Origin of the sequence: Haloferula chungangensis (assembly GCF_042664875.1) — a bacterium.
Taxonomy (GTDB): Bacteria; Verrucomicrobiota; Verrucomicrobiia; order Verrucomicrobiales; family Akkermansiaceae; genus Haloferula; species Haloferula chungangensis.
Genome location: NZ_JBHTBS010000004.1, coordinates 188,798 through 210,376, shown reverse-complemented (window position 1 = coordinate 210,376; position 21,579 = coordinate 188,798). Strand labels below are relative to the sequence as shown.

The following is a 21,579-nucleotide window of genomic DNA, read 5'->3' as shown; positions in this document are numbered from 1 at the left end:
TGTTAGATCCGGTCCTTGCACGCGCGATACAGGTCCTTCCACCCGTCGCGTTCCTTAACCACCGTTTCCAGATACTCCTTGAACACCACCGGGTCCTGGGTGGGATCCTTGACGATGGCCCCGACCATGCCGGCGGCGAGATCGAGGGCTGTTAGTTTGCCGTTTCCAAAGTGTCCGGCGAGCGAAAGCCCGTTGGTCATCACCGAAATCGCTTCGGCGGTGCTGAGCGTTCCACTCGGGCTTTTGACCTTGGCTTTGCCATCTTCCGTCGCACCACTGCGCAGTTCACGGAAGACGGTGACCACGCGGCGGATCTCTTCCAGTGCCGGTGGTTCGGCCGGAAGGGCCAGCGCCTTGCTCATCGACTCCACCCGCGAACGCACGATCTCGATCTCCGCTTCGATCGATGAGGGAAGCGGCAACACCACAACATTGAAGCGACGCTGCAAGGCGGATGAAAGTTCGTTCACGCCACGGTCGCGGCTGTTCGCGGTGGCGATGACGTTGAAGCCTTCGACGCCTTGCACTTCCGACGACAGCTCGGGAATCGGCAGGGTTTTCTCCGAGAGCATCGTGATCAGCGTGTCCTGCACTTCGGAAGGAATCCGCGTCAACTCCTCCACCCGACACAGCTTGCCCGCCTTCATTGCATTGAACATCGGGCTCGGTACCAGGGCCTCCTCGGTCGGGCCTTTGGCGAGCAGCAGCGCGTAGTTCCAGTTGTAGCGCATCGCTTCTTCGCCGGTGCCCGCGGTGCCCTGGACGAGCAAAGTCGAGTCGCCGGAAATGGCCGCCGCCAGATGCTCGGAGACCCAGCTTTTCGCCGTGCCCGGCACCCCTAACAGGAGCAGCGAACGATCCGTCGCCAATGTCGCCACGGCGATTTCGATGATCCGTCGGTCGCCGATGTACTTAGGGGAAATCACTGTGCCATCCGCGAGCGTCGTCCCTAACAGGTAGTCGGTGACCGCCCATGGCGAAAGCTTCCACTGCGGCGGCCGCGGTCGATCATCATTGGCGGCGAGAGCTGAAAGCTCGGCCTCGTAGGCGATCTCGGCGTGTTGACGTAGGACTTGATGGCTCATGATTCTGGATTCTTGGGGCTGAAAAGATGGCGTCGGAATTCCAGAGTGGTGGCGAATTCTTCAGCAGGTGCGGAGAGTTCCTTGAGGCGCGACAGCCATTCCAGTTCGGACTGGATCGAATCGACCGGCACACAGAGGGCGAGAAGGCGGGCATCGGGACGGGTGATGAGCCCCGACTTCTGCGAGAGTTGTTTTCGAATCACGGCTTTCACCGCCGACCCGGCGCATGGGCGACGATAGGAAATCAACAGCCGGGTCATTTCATCTTCCGGCAGATGTTTCGCCATCATTTCCAACAATGAGCCGGGCGACGAGCTGGCATCTAACAAGGATGCCAAAACGTGGGGTCTCACGCCCGCGTTGTTCGGCCACTTGTCGAGTTCGCTCAGGTACTTCAGCAAAGAATCCGGGAGCGAAAGGCTGGGAACTGTTCGTGCGCTTTCGATCCAGCCGATTATTACAGTGTCTTTCCAATCGGAGTCGATTGGTAGTGAAAACAGCTCCTTTTCCTCGATTCCAAGCAGCGCCGGCCACTCGGCGACTGGCACCATGCTGACGATCTGCTGGAGCCACCATGCCTTCTCACCCGTTCCTGCTGGCGGTTTCTCGCGCAGGCCATCGGCTTCCCACGACTTCTCGAATGCCGCTGGAGGCTCGACTTCGATCTTCCGTTTCAGCCATTTCCCGACCACCCGCACCCTGCTGCGCAATCGCTCGCGCGCCCGCCCTGCGAAGGCGCTTCCGGACAACTGCAACAGAGCCGCCACGGCAAGCCTCCGAGTTTCCTGACGCCGGTCTTTCAAAGCGAGTTCTTCCAGCCAGCTCTCGTCGCCTGGCTGGGGATCCTCCGCCACGAGTTGGACCAGCGCCTGACGGAAATCCGGCGACTCGCCCGCCCAACTTTCGGTCAAAGCCGTCACCGCCTGCCCGGCATCCGTGCGACGGATTTTCTTCAGCCAAGCCAATCGATCGGCTGTCTGATCGGCATCCCAATCCGCCTCGCCTCGTTCATCGAGCACCCATGAAAACGCCGCATGCCGCCCTGCCATCCATCGACCCCGCTCACCCATCAGCAGCGCCAGCGGGGCACGGAGCGTGCGATCGCGTCGACCGGCTTCGAGCAATTCCGGGAGCACACGCGGCGGCACGATGCTGCCGCTGCCGCTCGTCGATTCCAGCCACTCCGGCAGCACCTCGCGATACTCACCGCCGAGCATCCGCAGCAAAGCCGCCACCGCCTGCTCGCCCAACTCAGGCGCGGATTCAGGCGGGCAGACTCCCGTCTCCGCGGCAGCGTTCTCCGGGATCCGCCCGGCAAGTCGAAGCGCCCGATCCATCACCAGCGCCTCTAACACCGCCGCTGCCGGATCATTCATCGGAATCCCATCCCACAAGTTCTGGAGATCGGCATCCCCTGCAGGTGGCAGATGCTTCAAGCGGCCCGCACCAAGCAGCGCCGTTGCAACGAGCGCGTTGTCATTCATGGCAATCGTGATTGCAGGGGTACCCAGTTGCTTCCGTCGGCGAGGGCCAACAAATGGATCTCGCTTCCATCCCATTCGCCGCAGGCCAGGGTCGCCGCGCCGCCGGTGACCGCTTCCACCCGCAGTCGTTCGTTTGGATCGCTGCCCCATTGTAGCGCCTTGCCATGGGTATCGGCCAATCTGCCTTTCAGTTCGGGCCGCAGCTCCATCAGGAAGGGAAGGCTGCGCAGGAAAGGGTTGTCGGTTAGAGCCTTGGCGTAGCGGGAAAGCAGAGCCTCAAAGCATTCATCGGATGCCGTTGGTACTCCATCGAGCTTCACCTGACCATCATCCATTGGCAGGGCCCGTGACGGTCCCGGCCCCGGATAGAAACAAAGTCCGGTGTTCACCGTACTTCCCAGCGGCCACGGTTCGGCGAGGCTTGATGGCAGATGCGCGAATCTCAGCACCTTCGCCCAGCGGGCGCTTTTCCTCCCTAACAACCAGGTCATCGAAGTCATCAGACGATCCCTCTCTGTCATGCGGCGCCCGGCGACGAACCACTGGTCCTCCACGGCTGGCCGCGACTTCACGTCCTCACTTTTCCGGCCATCGCCGACCAATTCCTCAACCTGCGCGCGAGTCGATTCATCGAGCTGATCGCGGCGCTCGTAGCTTCGGCACAACAAAAAGAGCCGCCCCATTTCAAAAGCCAACTGCGACTCGACCTGCGCATGCCGCAGCACTTCATCGCCCACATAGCGAACTGCCCCGGCGAGCCCCGGGGCCTGACAGTCGATCATCCGTCGCTGGAGGTTTTCCCATGTCGAAACATCCCGTGCCGCCGGGGACGCCAAGCCCTCCCGACAAAGATCGAGCAGGGTCTGCCTCAATAGATCGACCCCCTCTTCGATTCGCCCCGCCTTCTTTTCGCGACGCTTCGCCGCCGCTTTCTCATCGACCGGCTTGTCGGCTTTCCCCGCCTTTTTGGCCGCGCTTTTTTCCAGCCGCTCGGCCCGCGATTCAAACCACTCCGTCACCCAGTCCGGCCTCGTCTTTTCGCTCAAAGAACCCGGCTCACCCGTCGCGATCAGCATCAGCGCAATCGCGTGCTTGCAGGGAAACTTGCGGCTCGGACACGAGCACTTCGTCGCCAGATCGGAAAGGGACACCCGCGTCTGATAGGGGTTCTTCCCGGATCCCACCGCCAGCCCCCAGAGCGCCTCGTCGTCACCACCGAGCGACTGCCATTTGCGTGCCGTCGCCAGCCCCCGACCCGCCTTCAAAGAAGCCGCATCGGGGACGATGGCCGTGACCTGATCCGCCGTTAACATTCGTGACTAGAAGTAAAGTCACAATGGTCCACGGGACGAGACCTTTCCATGACAACACAATGAATGCCACTGCTCGCGGTTTTCCGGAGCATCCGCACCGTTGAACGGGCTCCCGAGCAAAGCTTCCATCGCAGCGCGGATGTCCCGCTCACTCACATAAGCGAACCATCTCTCCTTCTCATCATCAGCGCTGGCCAGCTGATCGAGGGATCACGGGAGGAGTGACGCCTCAGTCAGGCTTTCATTCGTAAAGCTCCATTGGTCTTCCGGTAGCTAGCGATCTCCGCTCTTCCGACCTTGGATTTCGGTCCCGCCTTATTTTACCGGGACCTCCAGCACCTCGAAAACTCCCCGTCTGGAGCGGCAGCGCATTGTTTCGCCAGCCTCATTGGGGCTCCAGCCATGGGCGAGGGCAAAGTCGATCGCAGCGGTGATCAAGTCCACGTTGATCACCCGTGGCAACTGCGCAATCAACTCACGCCCGCCGATCGCAGCCTGTGCATAGATCGACGCCTCATTGATACCGCCGCGGTTCCTCAACAGCCAGCGATACTGAACATCCTTGTGATTGATGGTTTTGTAACCTTTTCGAGAGAGAGACATGGAAGTGGCACCAAGCGTCCCACATTTCCACCCCGCCGAAAACCCTTTTGCTTCAGATCCGCAGACCCTGTGACACTTCGGATGGCGGTGAAAAGGGTTACAGCACCGTCGTCGGGTCAGCCGCGCTGCGTTGCGCTTCGCTTGGCTTCACTCCGTCGATTCTCGCCAGCTGTTCCTCGTCGATCTCGAAGTCGAAGAGCTCGAGATTCTGTGCGATTCGCTTGGCGTTGCCACTTTTGGGAAGCACCACCCGCCCCTGCTGGAGATGCCATTTCAGGATCACCTGACCGGTCGAGCGGCCGAGCTGCTCTGAAATTTCAGAAATCACCGGATCCTTCAACAGTCCGAAGGCTCCCGACGCAAATGGCGCATAGGCTTCGACGATGATCGAATGGCTCCGGCAGAACTCCAGCAACTCAGGATCCTGACAGTAGGGGTGATACTCGGTTTGATTCACCGCCGGAACACGACGACCGGCCTCAATCAGATCATCGAGGTGTGATTGGGTAAAATTGCAGACTCCGATGGAATGGGCGTCGCCCCGTTCAACGAAGCTCTCAAAGGTTTCCCAGATGGCCAACCTTGCTTCCTTTGCAAAACCCGCGTCCTGGTTTTCAAAAGTACCCGGCCAATGCATGAGCAACAGGTCCACGTGGCCCATGCCAAGCATTTCCTTCGAGCGATCGAAATCATCCGCCACTCGCGCCGCAAGGTCATCCACTTTTCGCCAGTCCCAGGTGAGTCGATGGGAAATGGCGACATGCGGCGGGGTCGGCGGGTGGGCCAGTTTGGTCGTCACGAACAATTCATCACGAGTTAGCTTTCCTTCCGCCAAGGCACGGCCGACAATGTCGCCAAGGTGCCGCTCGGTCCCGTAGCAGAAGGCTGTATCAAAATGGCGATAGCCGGCCTCGAGTGCCAGGGTCATCGGTCGCCACGACTCCTCGGGACGGAAACCCTGCATCTCGTCCTTGCCGGTCCAGTCGCCAAAGGCACATCCGAAGCCGACGACAGGAATTTCTCGACCGTTGTTGAGGGTAAGCGAGGGAATGACTGCGGATTGGGAATCGTTCATGGCCCAAACTCCTGAGCCAGGACGAAAATGCAAGAGAATCATCGTAAGGGCTCGAACTTCGCTCTGATCTCACCAGAACGATTTCGAGCCCTCGACGATGTCACCCAATCAATTTTCCTCAACAGAGAGTCGGGCAAAGCGGGATCCCAGCGCCGGAGCGAGACTGTTGGGAATCGTCACCGTAATGGTATCGGGCAGCGAAGCGGGATCTCCCTCCACCACATCCACGGTGACTCCCTCGATGGTGTAACTCCCTTCCGCTTCCGGAATGAGTGCATCCGTCCAGTCCACCAGGTTCGTTCCAAATTGAACCCGTTGAGTGGTGCTTCCCTTCGACTCTTCGCTGCGGGTGTAGGAGAAGACGAAATCCGTTCCATCGAACATGCTCACAGGAAGAACCGAAGGATCGGAAACGGTAGGATCGCCACCTAGCACGAACTCCAGGATGTTTGCCATTCCATCAAGATCGTAGTCATAGTCCGGCGCCGCATCCTCACCTTCGAGATCGAATCCAGCTGTCCAGAGTTCATACGGTGAGTGAAGAGGCGTATAGTTCAGCACCAGACTGTCTTCGACTTGCTCAACCGACCAAGTCCCCGTGCCGATGAACCCGCTCCGCGGGATGATAGTGACATTTGCCGGGTCAAAGTTCGTCAAACCACCAGCAGAGGTTGTCAGGAAGGTAAATGATCTGGCTGATTCACTGAAATCCGGAGGGGCAGGATAAGGCCAGAACATGCGGATATCCATTGCGACCCCTGCAGCATCGAAGCTATGAACATAAAGGTCTTCATATCCTTCTCCAGCCACGCCATCCCATTGCTGAATAACGGCAGACAGGGCTCCTCCCGCCTCCATCACAACCTCATGCTCGGACGATCCATTCCCCCCGAGAGCTCCACTATCTTCGATGGTCAGAACCCCACGGGTCGTGCCCGAGAAGCTGTTGGTTCCATCAATCTGCGTCAAGCCGTCCAGGAGGTTGATCGAGCCGGTGAAGCTGCTGTCGCCGGAAAATTCGACTGGCAGCAGTTTGCCCCCGCTGATGGAAAATGAACTATCCACAAGAATTGCCCCGTCCCCGGAGATATCCCCGGGAATCGACATGTTGTGATTGTCGAGATTGAGGATGGATCCTGTGCCGATGCTGATGTCGCCATCTCCAAAAGGTTTGCCATCGGTGGTCGCGTGAAGAGTGAATGAGTCGCTCGGAAGCAAGGTGGTCGTCCCCGTATAACTGCTGCTTTCATCAAAATACACATCACCATTTCCATCGCCGCCAAGGGTGATGCCGCCAGGACCACTGAATGGCTCAGTGAAGGTGATGGCGTTGTCACCGGAAGGAGAATTGATGATCAAATCCGACTCGAGGACCATCTCGCTGGCGATGGTGTTGGCACCGTCGTTGAGTCGCGACCGGATCGTCGTTCCCGTGCCTTGAATCGTGATGCTTCCACCGTCGATGTTGGCATTGTGAAGCACGAGATCGGTTCCATTCAGGAATCCGGATTGCCAAGTATTGAGCTCGCCGCTTCGTCCCGCCACGGCAACCACATTCGCCCCTTCAAAGACGAGCGTGCCCCCATTGAAATCCAGGAAGATCGGAGCACTATCGAAGGTGCCGAGTGGCCCTGTGATGGTGAGTGTTCCAGAACCGCTTTTGTCGAACTTCGCTCCAGCACTCATTGTGGAGACCTCTCCAAGGGAAATGGAGGTGCCGCTGTTAGCCCGGAGAATTCCACCCTCGGATCCGATGAGGCTGGTAAGTCCGCTATTCGTAAAAATGCCTCCGTTCTCCACGCGAAACTCGGCACCACTCGATAGTGTTAGGCTGGAAGTAGTAAACGTCGCGCCGCTCTCGACTTCCAGATTGCCGCCCTCAACCGTGGTGCCACCAGCTCCGGTATCAAAGGTCCCGGCGAGTGCGATTTCCAGATCACTGACTCCCGATTTGACAATGCCCGTCGTGCTGAGATTCCCGCCCTGCAGTTCGAAATTGCCTTCCTCATCCGTGATTACCGAGAGCAAGCCTGCAGTAATGCCTCCGGCATCCACCACAATGTCACCCAGTGTCTTGATGGTGACATCATCATTGGTCGTGAAGAGCGAGGGGGTGCCGTCGTCCGTAAAATTCAGCTCGGTGGTATTCCAGCTCGCACCGCTGGCACCTGCCCAAACAAGCCCGGGGGTCGAAGTTTCAATACTGCCATTCAGCACCAAGTCCGTATCAACCAGATAGTAGAGCTGGTTTCGTGAAGACGTGCCACCGGTCGCATCAGAGGCACGCAGCCTGAAGTAATATGTCTCTGATGGATTGATCACCAGATCGCTGCCGAAGAAGGTGGATGCATCACTGGTGAAACTACTCCCGGGCTCATCGGATCCATCCAGCAACGACGGCCCGAGATCCAGACTACCGGCGACGGTAGGGTTCGTGAAGCCGGGGTCCGTATCGTATTCGAGAATGATTTCGGGGTCGGTCCACTCTCCACCCCCGCCGGTGTTGGCCGCCCGGGCAAAGGCACCGAAGATCAGCGACTCGAGCGTCAACTTCTTCGTCGAAGCGGCCGTGATGGAGAATTCCACGTAGCCCGTGGTTCCCTCATAACCTCTCGTTCGCCAGCCTCCGCTCGTACTGTCATTGGTATTGGAAATACCCGGACCCATGGTGACAGCACTTACCGAGAGTCCGCTGGCAGAGGCCAGAACGGCAGCGGAGTCGCTGGCGGTTACGAAGTCCCAAATCGCCAGTTCGTCTGCCTGGGCCGACGCCAGGATGAGAAACGGTAGGGCGACTCGGGAGCAAAGCTTGAGTCCAGATCGTGTAACCTCGGATTTCATAGGGATTGTTCGGGTGATGGTCATCGATTGTTTGGTCGAGCTGCTCTTAGTAAAAAGACGAAGACCGCCTGTGAGGCGGAATCGCGAGCAGCGCATTTTGATCTGCCAATGAGCACTCCCCATACCACTCTCACGACAATTGGTGATGAGGGCTTCAAACCAAGGCCCCCCATGCCGAAACTCCCGGCGTCGTGCGACCGGTCCGCAGCGCTAAAGCTCGCGTCCCCGACAAAATGACCGTCCGGCCCTCACCTGTTTCCACTGGTCAGCCAATTTCCGAGCGCACGTAATTCTGCGCAACGCGGCCTGGCGCAACACCCAGAGCGCCTAAAAAATCTGGGGGATGATGATCTCCTTCGGCACGGGTTCGCGCTGGTAGTCATCGTGGTGGACGCGGCTCGGAAGCTCCACCGGACTTCTTTCGATCCGCTGATAGGGAACCTGCGCGAGCAGATGGGAGATGCAGTTGAGGCGTGCCTTCTTCTTGTCGTCGGCCGGCACGACATTCCACGGAGCATCGGGAATGTGAGTGTGTCGGAACATTTCCTCCTTGGCCTTGGTATAGTCCTCCCAACGTTTTCGAGATTCGAGGTCCATCGGGCTGAGCTTCCACTGTTTGAGTGGATCGTGGTTCCGGCACATGAAGCGGAACTCCTGCTCTTCATCACTGATGGAGAACCAGTACTTGACCAGCTGGATGCCGGAGCGGATCAGCATTTTTTCAAACTCAGGCACCGTGCGGAAAAATTCGTGATATTCTTCATCGCTGCAGAAACCCATCACTCTTTCGACGCCCGCCCGGTTATACCAACTCCGGTCGAAGAGCAGGATCTCGCCCGCGGCAGGCAGTTGCTCGACGTAGCGCTGGAAATACCACTGCGTGCGCTCACGACTGTTGGGTGCCGGCAGGGCTGCCACCCTGCAGATGCGCGGATTGAGCCGCTGGGTAATCCGCTTGATCACCCCCCCTTTGCCGGCGGAATCACGACCTTCAAAGATCACCACCAACTTGTGGCCACTCTCCAGAACCCAGTCCTGCAGCTTCACCAGCTCGACCTGCAATCGATAGAGCTCTTTGAAATACTGTCGGCGGAACTCCCTGCTGTGGTCCTGCAGACCACCGTGAGCCTGGTTTTCTTCATCCGACTCGCCCAACTCCATCTCCAGCTCTTCGTCAAACTGGTCGATGTAGTCTTCGCGAATGCGATTGAAGTGTTCGTGGAGCCTCTCGGGATTCATGATGGAGCCAGGAATAGCCTGGAATGGGGTCGTTGGCAGGTTCCGAGATTTCATTCACCCGACGCGCCCACAACCGCCGACATGTAAATGGACGCTGCGGGCCGGGTAGGAGGCCCGATTCGCGACGATAGTGTCACCTGAGAGGAATTGAGGCCTGTCGAGCGGCTGTTCAGAACGCAGCTGAAGGAGTTGCCGCCAACTGCGTGCAGCCCGCCGAACCACAATGAACCACTCAAACACCGCCACGCTTAAAGAGGCCGCAGTTTCCGATCAGGACTCGATTCGCAAGTGGATGAATTGGGTCGGCGTGGCCCTGCTCGTCTACCTGCTTCTCATCGCCGTCTCCATGATCGGATCCGGTTTCAAGGCCGCGACCGGAGACAGCGCCAAAGAGCTCTTCGCGTTCGCCAACAACCCTTTCACCGGGCTTGTCATCGGCACCGTCGCCACCGCACTCATTCAGTCGTCCAGCACTGTCACCTCCATCATTGTCGGACTCGTCGCGGGTGGCATGCCGGTAGGCATCGCGGTCCCCATGATCATGGGCGCAAACGTCGGCACCTCGGTTACCAATACGCTGGTGAGCCTCGGCCACGTCCGGAATGGCGAAGAATTCCGCCGAGCCTTCGCGGCCGCCACCATTCACGATTTCTTCAATGTCCTCAGCGTCGTCATCTTCCTGCCACTCGAGATCATGTTTCATCCGCTGCAGAAGCTCGCGGGTTGGGCCGCAGGTTTCCTCGTCGGCGGAGACTCAATGTCGATGAAAGGACTCGACTTCATCAAGCCAATCACCAAACCCGTGGTTGGGGGCGTCGAGTCCGGGCTCGCCTCTTTCCTGCCGGAAAAAATCGCCGCCATCGGCCTTATCGTGATCGGCATTGTGCTGATCTTTCTCGTCGTCACCTTCATCGGCAAGCTTCTCAAAAGCCTCATGGTGGGACGCGCCAAGGCAATCCTCCACTCCGCCGTCGGCCGAGGACCGATTTCCGGCATCGGCATCGGAGCGATCATCACCATCCTGGTGCAGTCTTCCTCCACCACCACCAGTCTGATCGTTCCGCTCGCCGGCAATGGACTCTTCACTTTGAGGCAGGTCTATCCCTTCACCCTTGGTGCCAACATCGGGACCTGCGTTACCGCCATGCTGGCTGCCACCGCCGTCTCCGGAGCCAACTCGGTCTTTGCTCTTCAGATTGCCTTTGTCCACCTCATCTACAATGTGCTCGGGGTCATCGTGATCTACGGCATTCCCTTCCTAAGGAAGCTTCCCCTCTTCGCCGCGAGCACCCTGGCCGACGCTGCGGTCCGAAACAAATTCGTCGCGATCGGCTACATCGTTGGGGTGTTCTTCCTTCTCCCCGGCCTCCTGATCTTCGTAAGCCATCAGTTTGGTATCTGACCCCCCCCCTCAACCATCATGGACCCCAACCCGACCAGGATCCCCGAACTCGAAGCCCGGATTTCCGAGCTTCGCGCTTCCCTCGACACGCTCGAAACGCGACTCGAGCAGGTGCGCGAGGAAGAGCAGCATGCGGCCATCGATCACCTCGAGTCCTACATCAACGCGGTCGACACCCGCTTCACCAGCTTCAGCACCTTCTGGAAGGCCATGCTCGAGGACTTCCGCAAAATCAAATAACAGCCGCCATTCCATGAGAGCTCTTACCTATCAGATCCTTCAACTCGCCGCGGCAGGCATCGCCGCAGGGGGCGTGAGCGTGGAGATCCCGCTCGACAAGGTGCCTGCAGAAATCATGAGTGCCGCCCGCAAGGCTGCTCCGCTGGCGATCTTCACCCAGGCGAATACCGAAACCGAGACCGACGGCACCATCGTCTATGAAATCGGAGGAAAAGAATCCAAGTTCACGTTCGAGTCCCTCGCCGGCAAACCCAGCGAGATTGATCTTTCCGAACTGGATGATAGCGGATTCCAGCTTCAGACCAAGCAAACCACTCTCACGGACATACCCATTGAAGTGGATGTTTTGGCAGACGGTGAGATCGAGGAAATCGAACGCGTAGTCCCGGAATCCCTCGTCCCTGCCATGGTGATGAAACGCATCCAACAGCAGTACCAAGGCTTCAAACCCCGCCGGATCGAAGCCAGCTACAACGATCACGGTCGCATCTTCAGATATGAGTTTGAAGGGACTCACCATGGCAAGTCCCTCGACCTTGAGGTCTCTGCAGACGGTTCGAAGATCGCCGAGTCCGACACCTGATCGCGGCACTTGCCGCGACGCCTCACAGAAGCTCCTTATCATAGCCGCCCTAACCCGCGGCACCATCCGGGCCACGAGTCTTCAGGGAACGAAAATCAAGCGGAATCACTGCTTTGGGTGAGGCGTGTCGTCCAAAACGCCTGGCATGCGTGCTGTGATTTTGAACAAATCACCGCTTCTCACTTATCTGCATTTCCCAAATTATCGCACTTAAGCCTTCCCCGCCCCGCCTGTCTTCGGGCAATCTCGGGACTTATGGCCAAAGATTACACCCGTTGGCTCAATAACTCATCCATATCAGACGACGATCAAATCTTTAACCATCTCTATCAGGAGCTGAAAAAGATCGCAGCCGGCCGAGTGGCAGGAGAGCGAACCCACGAAGCTTTGAACGCCACCGCTTTGGTCCACGAAGCTTGGATGAGGTTGGAGAAGTCTGCTCCGGACGAGTGGCGTGATCGAAGGCAGTTCTTCGCCGCCGCAGCGGAAGCCATGCGCCGGATCCTCGTCGAGGCAGCCCGCAAGCGTCTTGCCAGCAAAAGGGGCAGCGGCGTTGATGCCCTGCAATATAAGGATCAGGAGTACCGCACTTCTGAAAGCGATCTCCGCCTGCTCGATCTCCACGAAGTCCTCGACCAACTGGAAGACGAAGACGAGCTGGCTGCCGGAATCGTAAAGTTAAAGTTCTTTGGTGGCATGAGTTTCGTGGAGATCGGCTCCCTGATGGAGCTCAGCGAAAGGACAGTTCAGCGACGTTGGGCGACCACCAAGGTCTGGCTCTTTCGAGCACTCAAGCCATAGATGATTCTCCGTGGCGGCTTTTCGAACATCTCGACGCATGTCTCTCTAGAATGAAATCGGAAAAGATCGATAACATCTTCGACCATGCCCGCGGCCTCGAAGCAACAGCTCGGGAAGCCTATCTCGCCGAGGTCTGTGATGATGACGCCGAGCTCCGTCTGGAGATCCAGCGCATGCTCGTCGACGCCGATAGTGCCGATGCTTTTTTCGGCGGTGAAGATTCCCTTCAGGCAGAGATCAAGGCCCACATCGCAGCGCTGCATGCCGACGGAGTCCACGATGACGATACCCTGGACCCGAATGTCGCAGAGCTCATCGCAAAACTGAAACCCGAAGAAGAAGGTGAGCAAATCGGACGTTACAAGCTGCTCCAGGAAATCGGTGAGGGCGGCTTCGGCACCGTTTGGATGGCGGAACAGACCGAGCCCGTCACCCGCCGTGTCGCCTTGAAGGTGATCAAACTGGGCATGGACACCCGCGAGGTCGTCGCCCGGTTTGAGGCCGAGCGGCAGGCACTGGCGATGATGGATCACCCCCACATTGCGAAGGTTTTCGACGCAGGTTCCACCGATCGCGGGCGGCCCTACTTCGTCATGGAGTTGGTCAAGGGAATCCCGATCACCGAGTACTGCGACGAGGTCGGGCTGGGAACGAGCGAACGGCTGACACTGTTCGGTGATGTCTGCGCCGCCATCCAGCACGCGCACCAGAAGGGCGTCATCCATCGCGACATCAAGCCCTCGAATGTGATGATCACCCTCTACGCCGACAAGCCGGTGGTGAAAATCATCGACTTCGGCGTTGCCAAGGCCACCCAGGGCAAACTCACCGACAAGACCCTCTTCACCCGCTTCGAGCAGTTCGTCGGCACGCCGGTCTACATGTCTCCCGAACAGGCGAATCTCAGTGCGGTTGACATCGATACCCGCAGCGACATCTACGCTCTCGGCGTGCTGCTCTACGAACTTCTAACCGGAAAGCAGCCTTTCGATCCAAAGACCCTGCTCTCCGCCGGTTATGACGAGATGCGCCGCATCATCCGGGAAGAAGATCCGCCCAAACCTTCCTCACGCCTGAGCACGGTTCCTGGAGAAGAGCGCGTTCTCATAGCCAAGAGCCATCACATTGATCCCGACAAATTGAACCGCCTGGTCGAACCCGACCTCGACTGGATCGTGATGAAGGCAATGGAGAAGGATCGAACCCGCCGCTACGAGACCGCCAACAGTCTGGCCGTCGACATCAGGCGCTTCCTTTCCGACGAAGCGGTCTCGGCAACGCCACCGAGCACCGCCTACAAGTTCCGCAAGTTCGCCCGGCGACACCGGCGTTCCTTTGTGGTATCCACACTCCTGATCGCTACCCTCCTGGTCGGGAGTATCGTCAGCACCTGGCAGGCGATTCGAGCGAGGCGCGCGGAAGACGCCATGACGCAACTGCTCGAGGTGGCGAAGAATAAGACGGACGAAGCCAATTTCGAGCGAAGCCGCTCGGAAGAGGCTCGGAAGCTTGCTGAGAAACGAGCCGAAGAGAATCGCCACCAGGTCTATGATTCCGACATGCTCAGAGTCGCCTCCGCGATGCTAGGGCCCATCCATTCGCCTACCGTATGGGGGCTGACAGACAAGTGGGTCCCCCGCGATGGCGCTCCGGATCTCAGGGGCTGGGAATGGTATTACTCCCAGTCCTCCGTAGAGCGCGAGACCTTCCGCTTCCATCTCCCGGTCCCAGATGGAGTCGGAATCAATCCCAAGATCAAGTGGCTTCCGGACGGCAGAAGGCTTCTTGCCGCAGGAGGCCCCGTCGTCGTGATTTGGGATTTCCCTAGCATGCGGAGACTCGTGCTGATCGACCGGGACGGGTGCCAATACAGGAAAGTCGCGCTCAGTCTGGACGGAGAGCGACTTGCCGTCGGATGGTCCGATGGAGTGGTAAGCAGCTACAGGACTTTCGATGGATCCCTGATTCAATCCTTTGCGATTCCAGATCAGTTGACGGACCTTGAATGGGGGGGCAATGAGGACTCACTCGTCACAGCAGGCCCGAATCACATTCGGTTCTGGGATGCTCTAACAGGTGAGGAAACTCGGAGCTATCTGGCCTCCGAGGACGACTTGGACTCCATCGCCATGAACAAGGACGCCACCCGCATGGCCCTGACGTTTCTGGATGGCGGCGAAGGAAGCGATGACCGAATCGTTCGCATTATTGATACCGAAACCTTGAAGGTTGTGTCGGAGACCATGTTCCACCTTATTTGGCAAGGTGGGCTGGATTGGGACGGCGGCAGCGGCAGCATCGCATTGAGTGGACAGACGCCAGATGGTCGAATTGCTCGAGGGGTCATCGTTGATGCGGAGACGCTGGAGGAATTGAATCATTTTGGAGGCCACAACTATGGCACCGACTGGTCCCCCAACGGTCAATTGGTGGCAGAAAGCATGGAGCGCTACATTCGGATTTGGAATCTCGGCGGCGATATCGAGCGGCATCAGCCGACCGGTCTGGCCCAGAACGGGAACATCGCCTGGAGTGTCGACGGAGAATGGATCGCAACTTCAGGAGCGACGGATAGCACGATCCGCATCTGGACGGCGAAGCCGCAGGACGGGCCAATCACCATTGGAAAGGCCACTCCTTTTGGAGTTCGGTCGGCAACTTGGACTCCTCCGGATCGGCTGGAACCCAATGCCCCTCTGACGGTCGGCTGGAATCGCAAGGGGCCCGGACTCACATCGATGTTGGAGTTCTGGTGGAGCGACTACCTGCATGCCAGCGCGGACTGGAGTCCGGACCGATCCAAGCTGGCGATCGCCCGAGACATGACCCTCGAACTCTGGGACGAAAACCATGGGAAGGTGCTGGCACAGGTTCCCCAATATCCCGTTCGGAAAGTGGAATGGGGCCCGGACAACCATCGCCTCTTCACGGTGCAGGGCGGCAAAAATCGCCGTTTTTCCATGTATAGCGTTCCGAATCTCGAAGAAATTTGGAGCCTAACACAAGTTCCTCCAAACAAGACGGGAACATGGATCGATGGTGAGATCATTGTTACGACCGCGAGTGGAGGCGCGCTGGAGTTGCTGAACGCCAGGGATGGCGAGTTTCTCAGAAAAATCGAGGGACACCAATCATTGGTAAACTGGGTCGCCCTCAGTCCCGACGGCAGTCGTCTCGCTTCCGCCTCGAATGATCACACGATCCGGGTGTGGGATATCAAGACGTGGGAAACCGTTATGATACTGAACGGCCACACGGCGGCAGTTCAGGAGCTGGAGTGGAACCCCGATGGCACTCGAATGGTTTCTTCAGCTAACGATGGAACGATGCGCATTTGGAATACCCAAACAGGTGGGGAGGTTCTTCGGATTCCGGTCCCTGAAGGGGAAGATGGCAGATCCAGATCTGCCGAGGGATTCTCCTGGAGTCCTGACGGAACGATGATTACCAGCGGCGGCTACGGGAATCCGGACGGCGTCGGAACTCGAAACGCCTACATCTGGGATGCCCGTCCTGGCCAATTGATCGAGTCCCTCAGACTCGCCGAGCTGGCATTGGCAAACCGCGACTGGAGCATGGTTGCGCAACATGCGGATTCGGCGCTACTTCGTTTTCGCACGCCGGAGGATCCTCCCTGGTTTCATGCTGGGTGGTGGCAGTATTCAGGGACCATCGGTGCCCCGAATGGAAACGCGCCCTCGTTCCCCCCGCCCACTCAAGCTTCAGACGAGGTCGGTCCGTGGAAGCCCGTCGATCCGGATGCGGATGGAGTGCTTCCTGTGGACAAGCTTCTCGAATCATCAAATCCAGGACGCGGCTTCTTCGCCACCCGCTTCTATCTCGCCGAAACGCGACGCCTTGAAATCTTGATCGATGGCGACAGTCCATTGCGTGTCTGGCACGGCGATCAACCAATTTTCGATACTGATCCAGCACAAGCCGAAGAGCCTGTTACAGCGGAAATATCGCGCAAACTCAATCCGGGTTGGCACGACTTCATCGTCGAAGTGAGAGACCACCCCGCCAAGAACACGGCCCAGTTACGGCTATTCGTTCCGATCGACGACCCCATTCGCTTGCACCACCGGTTCGCGCGGGACAACCCCGCGGATCCATCACTGGCGATCCCCATCGGCCAGTCGCACGGGAACTGAAAGAAGTGAGCAAGGATCGCGTCACAGTTCGTTCAGGAGACTGGTGAAAATGGCGTTGGTGCCGTCTGTTTCGCCGAGTAGGCCGCCCTCCTCTTAGATCCAGGGTCGCGCTACAGAATGGAGTACATAAGGGAACAGTCCTCCGGGGACTGAATCCAAACCAGGACCTTTCTAGCGGACGAACCCAGCCCTGGGCCCACCCGATCAAATAGTCCTCCCGCTGGACGGCGCAACTCCCAGGAAAAAATTTCCGATTTTCTGACGGGTTTTTGCCGCCGATTGCGCATGGGCAAGCAGAACACATCATTCCCTGTATTCGGGGCCCAGCTATCAGATCCTAAAGAAGAACCTCCATGAAATTCCACTTCATCTCCGGCCTGCCACGTTCCGGCTCCACCCTCACTTCCGCCCTGCTTCGCCAGAACCCGCGCTTCCATGCCGGCATTTCCAGTCCGGTCGCAGGTCTGATGGACGGCATCATCTCGAAGGTTTCCGCCGGCACGGAGATGTCCAGCATGGTCACCCAGGAGCAACGCGCCCGGATTCTCAAGGGGCTGTTTGAAAACTACTACGCCGATACCGATCAGGAGGTCATCTTTGATACCAACCGCACTTGGACCGCCCAGCTTCCGGCTCTGATGAAACTGTTTCCAGAGTCCAAGATCATCTGCCTGGTTCGCAACGTGAGCTGGATTATGGATTCCATGGAACGCAAATTCCGGGAAAACGCCTTCGAGCACACCCGCCTGTTCAACAGCCCCGCCGAGCGCTCCACGGTTTACACCCGGCTCGACGCGCTCGCCCACGCCGATCGCATGGTGGGTTTTCCGTGGCATGCCCTGCGCGAAGCCTGCTACTCGGACTTCGCCGACCGGCTTGTCCTCGTCGACTACGACCTGCTCACCGCCCGCCCAGCCGAGGTCATGAAGCTACTCTATCAGTTTCTTGAAGAAGAGCCATTCGATCACGACTTTGCCAAAGTCCAGTTCGACTCCCCGGTCTTCGACACCCAGCTCGGGCTCGATGGCCTCCACCGGGTCCATTCCAAGGTCGCGCCGAGGCCGCGCAAGACCATCCTCCCGCCCGACCTCTTCGAGCGCTACGCGAAGATGGCCTTCTGGCACGATCTACCGGACTCCCCCGCCTTCCGCATCGTGGCCGAGCAGAAATCATCCTGACCGCCGGTCTCCTCAAAATCCTTCACCACGCACCTCCACACCCCCCTGCAGACATGAGCACCACTTCTGCCAAGAAACATTCCTGCCGTCGCCGCAGTGTCCTTCCCTCCCGCACTCAATGCCGCGCTCTCCGCCGCCGCGCGCAGCAGTCATTGCGCTACTGGAAATTCATCACCCACTGCTTCACCTCTCAGCGCCGTCGTCAGTCCCGTTCGCTCTTCGCATTCTTCAAGCGAATGCGAACCGCCTTCGGCGCGCTCGCCTTCGCGTTCTGGCTGCCCGCCGTCGCGCAGGCCGAGACCTTCACCGTCACGACGGCTTCCGATATCTCCGCCGCAGACGACGGCCAGCTCACACTGCGCGAAGCGATCCATTCCGCGAATGAATCACCCGGCCCCGACACCATCGATTTCGTTGAAGAACTTTCCGGAGAAGTCCTCACTCTCGCGCAAGGCGAACTCGTCATCAGTGACGATCTCGCCATCGATGCTTCGAGCCTGGCAGAGGCCCCTATCATCGACGCCGATCAAAAGTCGCGCCTAATCAACGTCACCGCCCCCGAGGGCAATCTCGAACTCACCCATCTCACCCTTCGCAATGGCATGGTGACAGACGAGGATGATTCTGGATATGCGGAAGGCGGAGGGATCCTTTTTGATTCAAGAGGGGAACTCACCCTCAGGGCTTCCACCCTCAGTGGATGCATCGTTCGGGGAGGATATTATTCCTCCGCGACAGGGGGCGGAATTCACAGCGCCTATGGAGCCATCACCCTTACCGACTCCACCCTCAGCAAGAATTCTGCAGGCGGATTTCAAGCCTATGGCTATGGCGGTGGAATCTTCTCATCCACTGGAGCGATCTCCCTCACCGACTCCAGCCTCAGCGGTAACTCCACCACCGGCGGTTCTAGCTATGGTGGGGGGATCTACTCGAATACGGGTGCCGTAACTCTTATTAACTCCACCTTGAGTGACAACACCGCCACCGGCGATCATAATAGCAGTGGCGGCGGGATCAACTTCTTTCAGGGCACCGCGACCATCATAAACTCCACCATTAGTGGAAACTCCGCGAGCGGTGATAGGAGTCGGGGAGGGGGAATCCAATTCTCGCGGGGCAGCGTGACTATCACAAACTCCACTCTTAGCGGGAACGCCGCGATCGGCAACGAAAGCGATGGCGGGGGAATCTACTCCTTCGTGCTGGGCGCAGTCATTCTCACCAGTTCTACGGTTAGTGAAAACTCAGCCGGTAGCGCCGGCGGAATTCAGAGCAATGGAAGACTGCAGGTTACCAATTCCATCGTCGCTGAAAACTCAGCCAGCGGTTCCTTTCCCGATCTCAAGCCTCCGGCAGATCCGGCCAATAATCTGGAAGTCTCCCATTGCCTCATTGGAAACAGCAGCGGTGTTCGTCTCAACCAAGCCAAGGTGAACCTGAACAACATCACGGATGTCGACCCGCTGCTTGGGCCATTGGCCGACAACGGCGGGCCGACCCAAACCCACGCGCTCGATCCACGCAGTCCGGCCATCGATCAAGGAAACGCCACCGGACCCGACCAACGCGGTTTTCCTCGTATTGACAACCCATTCGTTTCCAATGCAGCCGGGGGCAGCGGAAGCGACATCGGGGCCTTTGAGCGCAGCGCCGCCGTGTTCGTCTCCAATGCCAATGATGTCACGGATGAGGACTTCTCCGAAGGCAATCTCACTCTTCGAGAAGCCATTTCCCTGGCCAACGAGAGCCCGGACACCCACGAAGTCTTTTTCAGCGATGAGCTTTCGGGGGAAGTCCTCACCCTCACCCAAGGTGAACTCGTCATCACCTACGACCTCACGATTGATGCCTCCGGTCTTACTGTAGCTCCCATCATCGACGCCGACCAAAAATCGCGCGTGATGCACTTCACCGCGCCCGAGGGAGATCTTGCCCTCATCGGACTTTCCCTCCGCAATGGAAAAGTTGCAGTGAGTGGGAGTCGTAGTGAGGCACGTGGAGGCGGGATCCTCTTTGAGTCCAGCGGGGAGCTCACCCTCAGCGATTCCACTCTCAGCGGAAACTCCGTCTCGGGACGTTTCTCTAACGGCGGTGCAATTTCGTCGGATGCTGGGGCAGTGACTCTGACCAACACCTCTCTCAGTGGGAACTCCGCCACGGGAGAATCCTATGGCTACGGAGGTGGGATCCACTCGCGGTCGGGAGCCGTGACTCTCAGCGACTCCACCCTCAGCGGAAACTCCGCCACAGGAGATTATGCCTATGGTGGCGGGATCAACACCCGGACGGGAGTCGTGACCCTCACTAAATCCACCCTCAGCGAGAACTCTGCCGCAGGAGCTTACGCTGATGGTGGCGGTGTCAATACCGGGTCGGGAGAGGTAACACTTTCCAACTCGTCCTTCAGCAAGAACTCTGCCGCAGGGTATTACGCATATGGCGGCGGGATCAATACCCGGTGGGGAGAGGTAACGCTCACCAACTCCACTTTCAGCGAGAACTCCGCCGCAGGAAATTTCGCATTTGGCGGCGGAATTTGCACCAACTCCGGAGCCATCAGCCTCACCCGTTCCACCCTCAACGGGAACTCCGCGACAGAATCTGGTGGTTGGGGCTATGCTTATGGCGGCGGCATCAGTAATTGGCAGGGAGAGGTAACACTCATCAACTCCACTCTCAGCGAGAACTCCGCCGCAGGATATTCCGCATTTGGCGGCGGAATTCAAACCTCCTCCGGAGCCATCGCTCTCACCAACTCCATAGTCGCTGGAAATTCTGCCAGCGACTCTTCTCCCGATCTTATGTCTCCGGACAATCCGGCCAGCAGCCTTAGTCTCTCTCACTCCTTGATCGGAAACAGCAGCGGGGCCCGTCTCGACGAAGCCAAGCTAAACCTGAACAACCTTACCGATATCGATCCGATGCTCGCCCCGCTCGCCGACAACGGCGGGCCGACCTGGACCATGCTGCCGTTCCCGGGATCTCCGGTGATCAATGCCGGGACCACGACCGGTCTCAGCACCGACCAGCGCGGCTTCGCCCACATCGGCGTCCCCGATATGGGTGCGGTCGAGTACCAAGGCTCGTCGGACCTGTCCCTCGTCTTCGACACCGACAGCGATGGCGACGGCAACGCCTATGGCGTCGAACAGGCCCTCGGTACCGATCCTTTTCTAGCAGACGCTAACAGCTCGCGCAACTTGCTCGCACCGACCTTCAACTCCGAGGGGCAGCCAGTCCTCAGTTTCGGCATTTCGGACGCCGCCGCGCTGGGCACCCTGTGGATGCTCGAACGCACCACCGATCTTGTCACCTTCGAGGAAATCTACCGCTTCGACGGCAGCACCCACTTCGACTTCGAAGACAACCCGATCGATATCGAATCCACTGCCAATGGACTCACTATCACCGACTTGGCACCACCCAGCGGCGGCGCGTTCTATCGATTCAAAACCATTCTGGCCAACGACGAGTGAACACCTGTGCGTTAGCCTCTACCGCGGATCGGTCGGCGCTGATTTAGCGAAGGGTCCAGTCCACTCCGGATGAGGCGGCTGCTTTCCTTCGTCCAAAATTTT

General features: G+C 58.5%; 14 protein-coding genes. 7 read left to right on the top strand and 7 right to left on the bottom strand.

Annotation, left to right across the window (positions count from 1 at the left end):
• Nucleotides 1-2 precede the first annotated feature (2 nt).
• The 7 genes from ACFQY0_RS09950 to ppk2 form a co-directional block, all read right to left on the bottom strand.
• Nucleotides 3-1,085: an ATP-binding protein gene (locus ACFQY0_RS09950; protein ID WP_379711830.1), complete on the bottom strand. Its 1,083-nt coding sequence runs from the start codon at nt 1,083-1,085 to the stop codon at nt 3-5.
• Nucleotides 1,082-2,569, bottom strand: a complete 1,488-nt coding sequence (locus ACFQY0_RS09945) for a DUF5691 domain-containing protein (protein ID WP_379711828.1) — start codon at nt 2,567-2,569, stop codon at nt 1,082-1,084. Before ACFQY0_RS09945 ends, ACFQY0_RS09950 begins: the two co-directional genes overlap by 4 nt.
• A complete protein-coding gene (locus ACFQY0_RS09940) occupies nt 2,566-3,882 on the bottom strand; it encodes an SWIM zinc finger family protein (protein WP_379711826.1) in 1,317 nt (438 codons plus the stop codon). The genes ACFQY0_RS09945 and ACFQY0_RS09940 overlap by 4 nt, the downstream gene beginning before the upstream one ends.
• A gap of 315 nt (nt 3,883-4,197) precedes the next feature.
• Nucleotides 4,198-4,485, bottom strand: a complete 288-nt coding sequence (locus tag ACFQY0_RS09935; protein ID WP_379711824.1) for a hypothetical protein — start codon at nt 4,483-4,485, stop codon at nt 4,198-4,200.
• Nucleotides 4,486-4,582: 97 nt separating this feature from the next.
• Nucleotides 4,583-5,560, bottom strand: a complete 978-nt coding sequence (locus ACFQY0_RS09930) for an aldo/keto reductase family protein (protein ID WP_379711822.1) — start codon at nt 5,558-5,560, stop codon at nt 4,583-4,585.
• A 108-nt stretch (nt 5,561-5,668) separates the two neighbouring features.
• Nucleotides 5,669-8,401 (bottom strand): hypothetical protein, encoded by a 2,733-nt coding sequence (locus ACFQY0_RS09925; protein WP_379711820.1) that lies wholly within the window; start codon nt 8,399-8,401, stop codon nt 5,669-5,671.
• 327 nt (nt 8,402-8,728) lie between these two features.
• The gene (ppk2, locus tag ACFQY0_RS09920) at nt 8,729-9,640 is read right to left on the bottom strand and encodes a polyphosphate kinase 2 (protein WP_379711818.1); all 912 of its coding nucleotides are present in this window, start codon (nt 9,638-9,640) and stop codon (nt 8,729-8,731) included.
• A 223-nt stretch (nt 9,641-9,863) separates the two neighbouring features.
• On the opposite strand from ppk2, the gene ACFQY0_RS09915 reads away from it, so the two are divergent.
• From ACFQY0_RS09915 to ACFQY0_RS09885, 7 genes are all read left to right on the top strand, one after another.
• Nucleotides 9,864-11,042, top strand: coding sequence for a Na/Pi symporter (locus ACFQY0_RS09915; RefSeq protein WP_379711816.1), 1,179 nt, complete (start codon nt 9,864-9,866; stop codon nt 11,040-11,042).
• A gap of 18 nt (nt 11,043-11,060) precedes the next feature.
• Nucleotides 11,061-11,282 (top strand): hypothetical protein, encoded by a 222-nt coding sequence (locus ACFQY0_RS09910; protein ID WP_379711814.1) that lies wholly within the window; start codon nt 11,061-11,063, stop codon nt 11,280-11,282.
• A 13-nt stretch (nt 11,283-11,295) separates the two neighbouring features.
• Nucleotides 11,296-11,865, top strand: coding sequence for a hypothetical protein (locus ACFQY0_RS09905; RefSeq protein WP_379711812.1), 570 nt, complete (start codon nt 11,296-11,298; stop codon nt 11,863-11,865).
• Between the two features lie 255 nt (nt 11,866-12,120).
• Complete coding sequence (locus ACFQY0_RS09900; protein ID WP_379711810.1) at nt 12,121-12,666, top strand: ECF-type sigma factor; 546 nt, start codon at nt 12,121-12,123, stop codon at nt 12,664-12,666.
• Nucleotides 12,667-12,716: 50 nt separating this feature from the next.
• Nucleotides 12,717-16,820 carry a protein kinase domain-containing protein gene (locus tag ACFQY0_RS09895; RefSeq protein WP_379711808.1) on the top strand — a complete coding sequence of 1,368 codons (4,104 nt, stop codon included), beginning with the start codon at nt 12,717-12,719 and terminating at the stop codon, nt 16,818-16,820.
• Between the two features lie 353 nt (nt 16,821-17,173).
• Nucleotides 17,174-17,998, top strand: coding sequence for a sulfotransferase family protein (locus ACFQY0_RS09890; RefSeq protein WP_379711806.1), 825 nt, complete (start codon nt 17,174-17,176; stop codon nt 17,996-17,998).
• Between the two features lie 53 nt (nt 17,999-18,051).
• Entirely contained in the window at nt 18,052-21,477 is a 3,426-nt protein-coding gene (locus ACFQY0_RS09885) for a choice-of-anchor Q domain-containing protein (RefSeq protein WP_379711804.1), read from the top strand.
• Nucleotides 21,478-21,579 lie beyond the last annotated feature (102 nt).